Genomic DNA, 13,248 nt, shown 5'->3' on the forward strand with positions numbered 1-13,248 from the left:
ACCTTTCACCTTTCACCTTTCACCTTTCACCTTTCACCTTTCACCTTTCACCTTTCACCTTTCACCTTTCACCTTTCACCTTTCACCTTTCACCTTTCACCTTTCACCTTTCACCTTTCACCTTTCACCTTTCACCTTTCACCTTTCACCTCTATTACATCCGCTTAACGAACCGATCAAGGTCACAACTTTCTCCAAAGCCCCTCTGTTATCCGCGACAAATTGCAATCCCTTTTGGACCAGTGCATCACGCGCCGCTCGATTTTGATAGATATTACCTACATTAAACAGGATTTCCGCTTCGTTGTAACATTGAACCGCTGCTTCAGCGGCTAAGACATTGGATTGAATTTCTCTGAAATTATCCATAAAAGGGCCGAACATCACCGGAACTCCAAGCGCCGCCGGCTCTAAAATATTGTGCCCTCCGACCGGCACCATACTACCGCCGACAAAAGCCAAATCGGCAGCGGCATAAAACAACTTCAATTCGCCCATGCTGTCCAAGAGAAATACATCGGTTTCATCCGCACATTTCAACCCGGACGAACGGGTTATCGGCTTTAAATCATTGCTGACAATCAGACGCTCGACTTCGGAAAACCTTTCAGGGTGACGAGGGACGAGCAATAGGAGCAACTCAGGTATCGAGGCTTTGAGCTTCGGATAAAGGCTTAAAAAAATCGCTTCCTCGTTTTTATGCGTGCTGGCGATAATCCAAACAAAGCGTCCGGCGAAGTATTCCTGCTTCAGTTGCTTACCTCGGTCCAGGAATTGCGGATCGATATCGATATCGAACTTCAAATTGCCAACCGCTTGAACACGCTCTCGTTTCGCGCCGATCGACACGAATCGTTCGGCATCCTCCTGCGCTTGAGCGGCAATTTGACTCACGCAAGCAAGCGCCGGCTTAATCAGGCTCGGAATTTTGGCGTAACCGCGCGCGGATCTATCGGACAATCGAGCATTGACAATGCATAACGGAATACCCTTTGCCGCGCAGGCTGCAAATAGATTGGGCCAAATTTCGGTTTCCATGACAACGCCAAGCTCGGGCTTGAATGCGGCAATAAACCGCGCGACCGAACCGGGCGTATCGTAAGGAAGATAAACATGAGCGACGGAATCGGCCAAAACAGCTTGGACACGCGCGGAACCGGTCGGTGTGGTCGTGGTAATCAGAATCTTTTTTGCAGGATAATTTTGCTGAAATCGCTTGATTAACGGAAAAGCCGCCTCTGCCTCACCGACCGATACGGCATGAAACCAGATAAACGGACCTTCGAAACGGCGCCGATACAGCCCAAGTCTCTCCCAGTAACGTTTACGGTATTCAGGCGCCTTGATGCTGCGCCAAAGCAATCGTCCAAAAATCAGCGGCAATAATAAATAAAAAACGGCGGAATAAATAACTCGCACAATGTTTAGCCTTAACATTCCGGAAAAAAGGGAGGGTACTACTTCGTTTAATCCTAAATCCGGCAGTCAGTCCACGAAAATGACGAAATACACAAAATTAATCATACGATTACATAAATATCTAAAATCGCCAATGCAGGCAGCAATTCCCAGCTTGAGTAGCTTCGCCGATTTTAGGGTGCGGGGTATGCCTGTCGAGGAGCGCCGTAAACCCATCCATGGGGGCTTGGCGGCAGCTCGAACGCCAAGGATGGCGTGAATGCAGATTTTGCAGGAGCAAAAATCTGCCCTGCTGCCGACATCCTCGCCAAGCACACCCCACACCCTTTTTGATCCCCAAATTGGGAATTGCTGCAATGTAGGTGAGCAACTTGAAAAATATAACTAATTGTATATTTTCGTGACTTTCGTGTGCTTCGTGGACAAAATGCTTTTTCCAAGATGATGAAAGCTTTTCTGAAGCGGCAAAAATTTACAATTACCGCTTTTTTCCAGCCTGTTAGCCCGTAATATTTTCTACCTGGCGAGCCACTTCGCCGGAGGCCAAGTCGAGAGCGCATTTGTAACATTCCAGCGCCGAATTTTTATCGCCTTTTTCGGTCAATAAGTCCGCTAACAATTGATAAGCCGAAACCGAAGGTTCCAAGGCAATACTTTTTTCCAAATATTGCCCGGCCTTATCCGTTTCTTTACATCGTTTACTAATTTTTCCGAGTACCCTCAACAAAACTGCATTATCGGGATAGGCCTTAAGCCAACCTTCTGCGGTTTTAAGCTGCCTTTGAGGATCGTTGGAGTGAACGCTGCCAAACAACACCAACAAAGTTTCGTCCCAATCCTCGGAAATCGAGCGTGCTAGTTCGTCCTCTATTTTGGCGCCCGCACCAACATCGATCATACCGGCAAAATAAATCGCGGGAATCCCTTGTATACGCTTAATATAATCAGGCACCTCCTGCCAGACTTCTTGAATCTTGGTATAGTCGCCGTTTTCTGCCGCCTGCCTCAACAAGCCGCTAAAAACCTCAGCCTCCAGAAGTTTAATTTCGGTTTCCATCAACACTTTACTTTTATTCATCGACGGAATAATTTTGCGTATCGCCTCCCAGTCCCCTAATTGGCGATACGTCTGATGAAGCAGTTTCAAGACGCTGGCATGGCCGGGATTGATTGAGTGTAGTTTTTTCAGCGTGTCGAGCGCTTGGTCGAACTGTTGCTCCGACAAATGCATTTCCGCCTGGGTCAAACCGACTGCAATATCGGCGCCCGGCGATCGCTCCGCGGCAATTCTTAGATATTCATCGCGCTTTTCAATAGCTCCGCGCGACTGAGCGGCACGAGCCGCAGTCAAATAATGAATCAATGGCGCGCCGCTATGCGAGGCGTGTTTGATCAGAATTTTTTCGGCTTTTTCCCAATTTCCTTCCGCCGAATCCACCAAACCTGAGATCAAAGCTTCTTGAGACCGGTTATATTTGACGCTTTGGCCATGGGATTTGACCTTGCCTGGCAACCGAAGCAACCAGCCCAGTAAGCGAAAAAACATATAAAACAGAAAGAAGGTGATGACTAGTGTAATACCTAACACCACCAAAGACGTTTCCAGGGACCAATGACCGATACCAATCAAGACATAGCCCGGATCGTCGTAGCGGGAAAACCAACTGTGCACCCCAAAAGCTACCGCGATGGCGATAAACAGCGAGCCCAGAAAAAAAATAATATTTTTCATAATGTACCCGTTGTTTGTTTTAGGATGGATCAGGGGCCGACAAAGCCTTATCGGTTTCGATTCTAAGTTTGGTGATATCGCGAAGCATTTTTAGTGAATGACTGATATCGGGAAATTGACTATGCAAGCTAATTGCTTCGAGCTTTTCCAATTCGGCAACGAAATTTCTGGCGATCGAATTACTTGTAAAATGTTCGGCTACCCATTCCTGGGCATCGGCAATACTGGCTTTGTATAAAACTTCATTTTGCTGCACCAAACCGATTTTTATCATTTCCAATTTGACGCGCAATTGCTGGCGAGTGAACTGCGCTTCCTCCGGCGTAATAATTTGAGTGATGGGCTGGTCGGTATGCCTCACCGTTACCACTCCTTGCAAACTTTTTAGCGCTTTCGACAGAAGGTCGTGCTCTTCGTCGGTATGCTGAGCATGATCGTGTATTTCTTCAGACGGCGTCAGAGGTTTACCTGAATAAGGTTTAATCAACGACAACTTACCAATTTCGGTCTCTAATGTTCTGATTGACGAATAAACCCCGACAATATCGAGCAGTTGCACTTTACCTAATTCGGCAATTTCTTTGGAAATTTGTTCGCGTACTTTATAGGCCGCCGCATCGCCGCTTTCACGCAAGCGCTGATCGGCCGCCTGCAACGCCTCGCGAGCAGTCTCGACATCGCCGGTCAGCTGCAGGCGCTGATTTGCGACGCTAAGCAAATATTCGGCATCGGCGATTAACCAATCGCCGCGCGTTTTACCCAATTGGCGCTGAACCTGTTGAATTCGAGTATTCAAATCGGTACGCATCGCTTCTAATTTTTCGGACTGCAGTTGAGAAAACTCGGTCAAGGATTCGTTAATCAGCCTATCCTTCGCTTTCAAATCCGATTCGATCGCCGTCAAATGCGATTGAATCGCGGCAATTTGCGTTTGGTAACCGCTGATCTGCTTCGTCAACTCGAATAATTGCATATCGCCTTTAGAGACCTCTCCACCGAGCGTCTCCTGCTGCTGTCTTAATTGCGAAAATAAAAACAAGCCTATGCCAACGATCGATAGGATAACCAAAAAAACGATCACAGCCAGCCAAAATCCGCTTCGGGACCGGTGAACTTTTTCGCTGCTATTCGCCGTTTTCGTATCCGTTTCAGCTTCCGCTTCCCGCTCTTGATTTTCAGTCACTTCGGCCACACTATTCCCCATTGCACACAGTAGTTACTTTTTGAACAATCGCTTCGTCATCCGGACCGGAGGCTAAAGCGATTCTTTTAAAGCCGATATCCTCGGCAAGACATTTCATTCTTTCGCTGATAACGACCAACGGGACGGACATCAATTCCGGCTTTACGTAAGAACTTAACATTTCCACAAGATTGCGCAATGCTTCACCGCTGCTTACCGTAATCAGGCTAAGTTCTCCGCGTTTTAACAAATCGACCACCGGCTGAACATCGGATTGCGGTCGAATTCTTTGATAAACCTCCCAATATTCAACGGCCGCGCCTCTTTCGCGCAAAGTATCGGCAAGTTTTTCCCGACCGCCTTCTCCCCTGACTATTAAAAAGGAGCGTCCCTCAACCCCATGAAAATAAGGCAGTGTCAATAAAGCTTCGCTATCGAAACCAGTCTCAGGCACCCAATCCACGACGAGCCCTACAGACTTCAAAGCTCTGGCCGTGGCTTTTCCAACAGAAGCGATTTTACACTGTTTAAATGGGGCTATTTTGCCATTATTCGCTTGCAGCGCAAAATTTACCGCATTAGCGCTGACAAAGATTAAACAATCGAAATACTGTAGCCTTTCAAGCTTTTCGAATCCGCCCGTCGAACGAGGCAGCGGAGCAATTTCGAGTACTGGAAAGCGCACGGCTTGCCAACCACGACTCTCGATCATTCGAGCCAAATTGTGCGCCTGATGAACCGGGCGAGTCACCAGCACCGAAAACGGTTTTGCATTCGTCATTAATCTAAAACAAAGCTTGCAAAATTTTATCGGCGCCGCTCGCCAATAACTCTTCGGCAATAGACACACCGATCTGTTCGGCCTGTTCGGCCGACCCGCTTCGTTCGGCGCGATATATAACACTACCGTCCGGATCGCCGACCAAGCCTCGCATGTAAAGAATATCCGATTGCAAGGTCGCAAAACCGGCTATCGGGACTTGGCAACCGCCTTTTAATCGAGCATTCATCGCACGCTCGGCCGATACACAAATATGGGTTTCGGGATCATGTAGCCGGCTCAATAATTCATTGATAACCGTATCGTCGCTTCGGCATTCGATACCGATCGCGCCTTGCCCAATGGCCGGCAGGCTTTCGCTAGGATCGAGTCGCGCGGCGATTCTATGCTGCATTTCCAGACGGACCAGGCCGGCCGAAGCAAGAATGATCGCATCGAATTCGCCCGCATCGAGCTTGGCCAAACGGGTATTGACATTACCTCTTAATGTCAATATTTCAGCATTGGGAAATTTTTCCTTGATTTGACATTGTCTTCGCAAGCTGCAAGTCCCTATTCTTGGACGTTCAGGCAGCTCGCTCAGCGAAGCATAGTGATTAGACACAAAAGCATCGGTAGGATCTTCACGCTGTAAAATCACCGACAAATGCAAGCCATCCGGAAATTCCACCGGCACATCCTTCATTGAGTGCACGGCAATATCGGCCCTGCCTTCCAACATACCCTGCTCCAATTCCTTGACGAATAAGCCTTTGCCGCCAACCTTAGCCAATGGCGCATCCAACAATTTGTCGCCCTTCGTGGTCATCGTGACCAATTCGGTTTCGAGTCCAGGAAAAGCCCGCTTCAACCGATCGGCGACATGTTCGGCCTGCCATAAGGCCAAGGGGCTCTTGCGAGTTGCGATACGAATGATTTGATTTGCCAAAACAACACCCAATATTCAACTAAAAATGCACATTGTAACCTGTCCGACAAGCACAATCCTTAGCGAGTTTCATTTTCGGCAGACAAAGTCTTGCACGACCCAAAAAACTCACTTTACTTATAGTCACTTACAGAACTCACCCCCTATTGAAAACTTTTTCTTCACAGATACGCAAATGGGGCGAATCAACAATTTTCAGAACAACGAAAGCCTGCGTATCGCATATAATGAGCTATTTACAATTTCAGCACCGAAACTTATGACCAACGTTAACTCCGAAAAACTATCCAGCGCCCGATTTGCCGAGGCCACCGACGCCTTTGTAGAAATCTTCACCGCTTCGGTCGACTTCGACAAACGCATGGCCCAGCAAGACATTCAAGGTTCGATCGCTCACGCAACAATGCTGGGCAAAATCGGCATCCTCACCGAAAGCGAACGCGATGCGATCATCGACGGCCTGCAACAAATCGGCATCGAAATCGAGCAAGGCCAATTTAATTGGTCCGTCAAACAAGAAGACGTTCATATGAACATCGAAGCTCGCCTGACCGATATGATCGGCATTGCCGGCAAAAAGCTGCATACCGGACGCTCCCGCAACGATCAGGTCGCGACAGACATTAGGCTCTATTTGCGCGATGAAATCAAGCGTATCCGTGCCGAACTAACTCGCTTACAAAATGCCCTTTTAAACCTGGCCGAATGCGAAGCAGACACGATCATGCCCGGTTTTACTCATTTGCAGGTCGCGCAACCGATCACTTTCGGACATCATCTGATGGCTTGGTTCGAAATGCTCAAGCGCGACAACGAGCGCTTAGCCGACTGCCTAAAACGAATCAATATCATGCCGCTGGGAGCCGCGGCACTGGCTGGCACTAGTTATCCGATCGACCGGCACATGACCGCGCAACTGTTGCAATTTGCCGAACCGTCGGCCAATTCGTTGGATTCGGTTAGCGACCGCGATTTCGCAATCGAGTTTTGTGCCGCGGGCAGTTTGATCATGATGCATCTCTCGCGCTTTTCCGAGGAACTGGTATTATGGTCGAGCGCCCAATTCGATTTCATCGATATTCCTGATGCTTTCTGCACCGGCTCATCTATCATGCCGCAAAAGAAAAACCCCGATGTTCCGGAATTGGTCCGCGGCAAGTCAGGACGCGTCACAGGACATTTGATGTCGCTGTTGATGCTGATGAAAAGCCAACCGCTCGCTTATAATAAGGATAATCAAGAAGACAAGGAACCGTTGTTCGATACTGCCGATACCCTTATCAATTGCCTGCGCGCATTCGCGGACATGGTTCCGCGCTTAAGCGCAAAAAAAGACAACATGTACCGCGCCGCGAAACAAGGCTTCGCGACCGCAACCGATCTGGCCGATTACCTCGTCCGGAAAGGCCTGGCCTTTCGAGATGCGCATGAAATTGTCGGCCGAGCCGTACGGCTCGGCGTCGAAACCGAACGCGACTTGTCCGAGCTAACGCTTACGGAATTGCAACAGTTTTCCGACTGCATTGACGAAGACGTCTTTAACGTATTAACGTTAGAAGGCTCGGTCGCCGCCCGAAAGCATATCGGCGGAACCGCACCGGACACCGTTAGAGAGGCCATTAGCAAAGCGAGAGCCGAACTTTCAGGGAATGCGTGAATGGTGAATGGTGAATGGTGAATGGTGAATGGTGAATGGAAAAGCATAGCTGAAAGATCGAGGCAAGCCACTGATTTTTTATCGTAAAAAAAGTTTACCGTACGCACTGAGTCCTTTGGCTGCGCTCAGAAGAGCCCTGCCGAAGGGTGAAGGGTAGTTTGAGGCTTCACCAAGCTGGTACAAGCGTTGTAGCCCTTTCATGCTTCGACTTGGCTCAGCACGAACGGTCTACAACGCATGCCAACTGCTTTTTCTAGGATAAAAGGTATGGCTTGTCTCTATCGAGGACCGCCGTGAACCCACCCCACCCACGGGGAATTGACGGCAACGCTCGAACGCCAAGAATAGCGTTATGCGTAATCGACATTCACCCCGGAACCGAAATTTGACTAACAAATGGTATAACCTAAAGTTATAACAGTGCGTGACATTTCGCGTAATGGGAGCTTCCGTGCCTCAAAACCCCCACAAATCTTGCTGCACTGCTATACCGAAGACAACAATATGCCTGTTAATCGCTAACCATTCACGACAACATGGTTGAAAAAAAACATCTCACACCGATTCGCCTAGGTTCGCCCGGAGAAGATATCAGCAAGAAAGATTTGCTAGCGATTCTCCAGCGTTTCAAAAATTTGCATTTGCTTCAGCAAAAACGCATTCAAAGCTTTTTGCAACCGCGTCAACGAGTCTTTTTAGAATTACTCCCCTTACTCTTTCATCAAAACGTACCGTTATTGCCTGGTTTTATTTCTTCTGAAACCCCAGCCGGCATTCTAGACTATTCACCGACACGTCAAGTCCTACTGCATGCCGCCCAATTTTCGAGAAGCTACCAATACAAAACGCGCGCCTTAGCGAACTACCCGATTCTAGGCTTGTTTTTGATGGGCAGCGTCGGCAGCATTGCCTTCACTAAAACCAGCGATATGGATATTTGGCTTTGTCACGACCCGGCCTTGCCGCCTTCCGCCCTTGAAGAACTTCAGCAGAAAGCCACCGCGATCGAAGAATGGGCCATGTCTTTAGACCTCGAGGTCCATTTTTTTCTGATCGATCATGAAAAATTTAAAAGCGGCCAAGATATCCCTATCTCCGATGAAAGTAGCGGAAAAACCCAACACTATTTATTACTAGAGGAATTTTATCGTACGGCCGTCTATATCGCGGGCCGGTCGCCGGCTTGGTGGCTCGTGCCGCCGCAAGAGGAACATCGTCATAGCGGTTATATCAAACATTTACTCGATAACAAATTCATCTCGGAACTGGAAGTCATCGATTTCGGCAGTTTGGAAAACGCGCCTCCCGAAGAATTCATCACTGTCACGCTCTGGCATATTTATAAAGCAATCGGCTCGCCGCATAAGTCGCTGTTAAAACTGATGCTGATGGAATGTTACGCAAGCGAGTACCCCAATACCCAATGGCTTTGTTCGGAAATGAAAAAAGCCGTTCACGGCGGAGAATTCTCGCTCGAAGATCTCGACCCCTATCTATTGATTTATCAAAAACTCGAGAATTATCTTAGCTCCCCCGCTAATCGCGCGCGTCTGGAGCTGATTAGACATAGCCTATACATTAAAATCATGGGCTTTGCCAATACCGAACAAGACCCGCAAAAACAACTCTATCGCACCGAATTCATCAAGCATATTGCGCATCGGTGGCAATGGCCGGAAACGCTGCTGCCTGAAATCAGCAGACAACAGTCATGGAACATACTAAAAGCCACCCGTGAACATGACATTATTCTGCGTCATCTCGCAGGCTGTTACCGTATGATTTTAAATTTTGCCGGACAGCATGTTCAACGCAACTTGAAAGACAATGAAGACCTGAAACTGATAGGCCGCAAGCTGCATTCCTTTCTGGACAAAAAACCAGGCAAAATCGAGTTTATTACAACCCGCTCGGCACTCCAAACCAAAGAACAGCAATTATCGCTCGTAGAAACTAGCTTCGCCGATAATCAAAGCGGCTGGAGTCTGTATCTTGGTCATGTTACTGCGGACAATCTTGCTGAACAAAGCCCGATAAAAAATACCTGGAGTTTAATCGAATTGCTGGCATGGATCATTGTAAACGGCCTATACCATAAAAAACTGAAACTTAACCTCGACAGTAAAACACTCGCACTCTCAACGAACGAACTCCAAACCACGACCGAACAATTGCATGACTTCATTAGCAGCAGACTCGATAAATTACACCTTGATTTGCCTAGCTATAAACAACCTAACCAATGTCAAAGCTCGCTATTGTTCATTAATACCGGAACTGAACCTGAGGGCGGGAGCAATGACGGACGCCTAGTCATGAGCGAACGCTCCGACCCTTTTAGCTATGGTAAGAGCCGTCAATCGTTTGTTCAATCGGTAAACCGGATTTCCATTTCGAACTGGGGGGAGGTTACCGCAAGCCGCGCACTCGGACTGGACGGTCTATTCGATACCTTCACCGACACCTTCAACAATCATCGGCTTCCAATCGCTGATAGCGATGTCAAAGTCATTTGTAATACTTCGGCACGCGCCAATAGCATTAGTCAACGAGCTCAAAGCGTATTCCAAACATTAATCAGTTGGTTCGGCCGGCAAAATCCAAATGAATCGCCTCGCTACATCCTAGCAGGAGCAAAAGATTATTATATTTTTCAGAGAAAAAATAAGGTCCTGCATTACCGAAGCATCGGAACTCGTCAAGAACTGTTAAACGAATTAAGCCAAGCCCAAGGGATTTTCAGCCCAACGCATATCGACCCTTTTTGCCTGAAAGAAAGCGAGATACCCGAATTATTGAAATTGAATAAAGCCAACAAGATTCAAGTATTTCATACTGCCACGAAAACCGGCATACAGCTTTATTTACTGGACGAAAAAGGCGCACTGTTTCGCCAGCACTACCCTTCCGCGAAGATCGACGGTTTATTGCGCCGTTATCAACAATTTTTGGATAACATTCTAAACCGATATTTCTTTGACGATAGCATCTTAATCGAGCACTATGAAATCCGACATACTCCCAGTGCCATCATTAAATATATTCCGAGCGTTCCAAACCGAATAAACTTGACACGCGAATTGGATATTCGCGTGTCCGGAGAACATTCCGCTTCCTACACGCTTTATTGCAACGAAAAAGAGTTTTCGACACTAACTTACGGTAAGCGCGCCCTTGCTGCGGCGGCGGAATATATTCTGGAATTTAGACAATCCAATCAGCGATATCCTATACATATCAGCGATATCGACGTACCGCTCGCAAACTTAGGCATTGAAAACGCATCGGAATTACAAACTATTCACTTGTTGAAATATAAACAAAAAATCGAAAACCGTTTAAACAGCATTTCGGGTACATAACACTTCTTGGATTCAAATGATTTATGGCGAAATCCTAAGGATTTGGTCGTAAATAACCTCTCTGTTTTATGGAGGGTTCGGTAACTCGATTGGCAGGCGTTGGCGGCAAGGAAAGCCGCCGTCAAGCCTACACGGACGTATTCACCCAGCACCTAAATTCCATAGCCAATTGGCTATGGTTAAATATCTTGGATAATTTAGGTGCTGGGTTCACGGCGTCCTGCAAAGCGAGTTACCGAACCCTCAACAAAGCCCATAGTTCCAAGACTTTATTTATCACGAAATCCTAAGCATCAAAACTTTTTAATTCATACATCACATGCACAACGAACAACGCAAACACCCAAGAATATCAGTCAAGGAGTTAAAAGCCCATGTCAGCATCGACCGAATCAGACAGGCTCCGATTGAAATTGACGGCGACGTAATCGACATTAGCTATACCGGCATTAAAATTCGACTGAACTCGCCATTACCCGAGAAAAGCGAAGGCATTGTCAAAATTGTCATCGTGCTCCCAGAATCGAAAATTCCGATAACGATACACGGCGAGATCAAGCATTACTGCCCACACTTTGAATACGGCCTGCACCATGGCAACTATTCGACTGAAGAAGCTTTAGACGAACTGATGTTCGAATGTGTCAAGCAAACCCAAACGAACATCGCAATGCCGACAATATAACTGGGCAACGAATCCACAAAATGCTTTTGCCCCTAAATTCGGCAGCTTAACCATGAAAAACATGAAGTTCTTTATGTGTTTCAAGATGATATTAAAAACCTTGAGTAATCATTCAGGAGAAAAACTGTTTTGCAAAAGCATGACAAGCTATTGAATTAAAATCTTATTCTTCATGGTGAAATGCTTTTTGTAGGTTATAAGGAATATGAGTACGTCCCTGTACACTGGATATCGGCAACCCCTGCCGGTATGACGGGTAGTTTGGCCTTTGTCGATTTGGCTGAAAGTTCTACGTAATCAGGAAATGCATTTTATAGGTTTATCGATCAAAGCGCTCTCGCCTTCAAAAAGGCCAACTCCGAGATCTCGGTCCAACGCGAGACTTGACTTCTAAAACCGACGACCGATTCGTAAACTTTTTTGACCGCAGGATCCTTTGCGGCCATTTCAGCAATAAGCTCGCCCGAAATCTGCTTGAGTTTTTTCAACACATCGTCAGGCAAAGGCAATACCGATACATTGTGCTTATTGATTAAAGTATCCAAGGCTTGATTATTCCGCGCCGTGTATTCGCTTATCATGTCCATATTCGCAGCCTTACACGCCGTCATTACAATTTGCTGCAAATCTTTCGGCAATGCGTCGAAGGCTTTTCGGTTAATAACAGCCTCGATCGTCGAGCCTGGCTCATGCCAGCCTGGGTAATAATAAAACTTGGCTACCTTATGCAAACCGAAAGCCAAATCGTTATAAGGCCCGACCCATTCGGTCGCATCGATGTTATGTGATTGCAAAGCCGTGAATATCTCTCCGCCCGGCAAGTTAACCGTAGTACCGCCGGCGCGCCTCAAAACTTCGCCACCCAGACCTGGAATACGCATTTTCAATCCATCTAAATCGGCTACCGATTTAATTTCCCGATTGAACCATCCGGCCATTTGCACGCCCGAGTTTCCGGCCGGCACCGGAATCAGACCGAAGGGCTTATAAAGTTCTTGCCACAACTCCAAACCGCCGCCGTAATACAACCACGCATTCATTTCTTGAGCCGTAAAGCCGAAAGGCACCGCCGAAAAAAACTGCGCTGCCTCCGACTTACCCTTCCAATAGTAAGACCCGGAATGGCCCATCTCTGCGGTTCCATTAGCAACCGCATCAAACACTTCAAAAGCAGGCACCAATTCCGAAGCCCCATAGACTTTGACGTTGATCCGCCCACCGCTCATTTCGGTGATCATTTGCGCCAATAAGTTAGCACCATGCCCTAAGCCTGGAAAATTTTTCGGCCAAGCCGTAACCAACTTCCATTTAAAAGCCATGTCGGCCTTACTGATTTCAGTACCCGTCAATGCTACAGTACTTGCCGCGACCGTACTTACGCCCGCTTTTTTCATAAATTCTCTACGCTTCATATGCCATGCATCTCCGTAATTTCCCAAAAAGTCGATGATTACCCGCAATCAAAAAATTGGCTTTGAATGCGACGTGAGTTTAACGAAGA

At 47.3% G+C, this 13,248-nt stretch carries 9 protein-coding genes; 3 read left to right on the forward strand and 6 right to left on the reverse strand.

Features of this window, described 5'->3' with window-relative positions; translation table 11 throughout:
- Positions 1 to 138 precede the first annotated feature (138 nt).
- The 5 genes from waaA to hemC all read right to left on the reverse strand — a co-directional run bounded on the left by waaA (position 139) and on the right by hemC (position 6,043).
- Positions 139 to 1,419 carry a lipid IV(A) 3-deoxy-D-manno-octulosonic acid transferase gene (gene waaA, locus MEALZ_RS15005; RefSeq protein WP_046061622.1) on the reverse strand — a complete coding sequence of 427 codons (1,281 nt, stop codon included), beginning with the start codon at positions 1,417 to 1,419 and terminating at the stop codon, positions 139 to 141.
- A 499-nt stretch (positions 1,420 to 1,918) separates the two neighbouring features.
- The gene (locus MEALZ_RS15015) at positions 1,919 to 3,151 is read right to left on the reverse strand and encodes a heme biosynthesis HemY N-terminal domain-containing protein (RefSeq protein WP_014149499.1); all 1,233 of its coding nucleotides are present in this window, start codon (positions 3,149 to 3,151) and stop codon (positions 1,919 to 1,921) included.
- Between the two features lie 19 nt (positions 3,152 to 3,170).
- The gene (locus MEALZ_RS15020) at positions 3,171 to 4,343 is read right to left on the reverse strand and encodes a uroporphyrinogen-III C-methyltransferase (protein ID WP_223842315.1); all 1,173 of its coding nucleotides are present in this window, start codon (positions 4,341 to 4,343) and stop codon (positions 3,171 to 3,173) included.
- 1 nt (position 4,344) lies between these two features.
- A complete protein-coding gene (locus tag MEALZ_RS15025) occupies positions 4,345 to 5,115 on the reverse strand; it encodes a uroporphyrinogen-III synthase (RefSeq protein ID WP_014149501.1) in 771 nt (256 codons plus the stop codon).
- 4 nt (positions 5,116 to 5,119) lie between these two features.
- Positions 5,120 to 6,043, reverse strand: coding sequence for a hydroxymethylbilane synthase (gene hemC, locus MEALZ_RS15030; protein WP_014149502.1), 924 nt, complete (start codon positions 6,041 to 6,043; stop codon positions 5,120 to 5,122).
- A 259-nt stretch (positions 6,044 to 6,302) separates the two neighbouring features.
- Between hemC and argH the strand changes: the two genes are divergently transcribed.
- From argH to MEALZ_RS15045, 3 genes are all read left to right on the forward strand, one after another.
- Positions 6,303 to 7,700, forward strand: a complete 1,398-nt coding sequence (gene argH, locus MEALZ_RS15035) for an argininosuccinate lyase (RefSeq protein WP_046061623.1) — start codon at positions 6,303 to 6,305, stop codon at positions 7,698 to 7,700.
- 536 nt (positions 7,701 to 8,236) lie between these two features.
- Positions 8,237 to 11,062, forward strand: a complete 2,826-nt coding sequence (locus MEALZ_RS15040) for a class I adenylate cyclase (protein WP_014149504.1) — start codon at positions 8,237 to 8,239, stop codon at positions 11,060 to 11,062.
- Between the two features lie 319 nt (positions 11,063 to 11,381).
- Positions 11,382 to 11,747, forward strand: coding sequence for a PilZ domain-containing protein (locus MEALZ_RS15045; protein ID WP_014149505.1), 366 nt, complete (start codon positions 11,382 to 11,384; stop codon positions 11,745 to 11,747).
- A 326-nt stretch (positions 11,748 to 12,073) separates the two neighbouring features.
- Here MEALZ_RS15045 and MEALZ_RS15050 read toward each other — a convergent pair whose 3' ends face one another.
- Positions 12,074 to 13,159: a TRAP transporter substrate-binding protein gene (locus MEALZ_RS15050; RefSeq protein WP_046061196.1), complete on the reverse strand. Its 1,086-nt coding sequence runs from the start codon at positions 13,157 to 13,159 to the stop codon at positions 12,074 to 12,076.
- Positions 13,160 to 13,248 lie beyond the last annotated feature (89 nt).

The sequence above is a fragment of the Methylotuvimicrobium alcaliphilum 20Z genome (assembly GCF_000968535.2).
Classification (GTDB): Bacteria; Pseudomonadota; Gammaproteobacteria; order Methylococcales; family Methylomonadaceae; genus Methylotuvimicrobium; species Methylotuvimicrobium alcaliphilum.

Coding starts and splice junctions, on each gene's coding strand:
- MEALZ_RS15015 (WP_014149499.1), bottom strand. CDS start 3,151: ATGAAAAATATTATTTTTTTTCTGGGCTCGCTGTTTATCGCCATCGCG.
- MEALZ_RS15025 (WP_014149501.1), bottom strand. CDS start 5,115: ATGACGAATGCAAAACCGTTTTCGGTGCTGGTGACTCGCCCGGTTCAT.
- argH (WP_046061623.1), top strand. CDS start 6,303: ATGACCAACGTTAACTCCGAAAAACTATCCAGCGCCCGATTTGCCGAG.
- MEALZ_RS15040 (WP_014149504.1), top strand. CDS start 8,237: ATGGTTGAAAAAAAACATCTCACACCGATTCGCCTAGGTTCGCCCGGA.
- MEALZ_RS15045 (WP_014149505.1), top strand. CDS start 11,382: ATGCACAACGAACAACGCAAACACCCAAGAATATCAGTCAAGGAGTTA.
- MEALZ_RS15050 (WP_046061196.1), bottom strand. CDS start 13,159: ATGAAGCGTAGAGAATTTATGAAAAAAGCGGGCGTAAGTACGGTCGCG.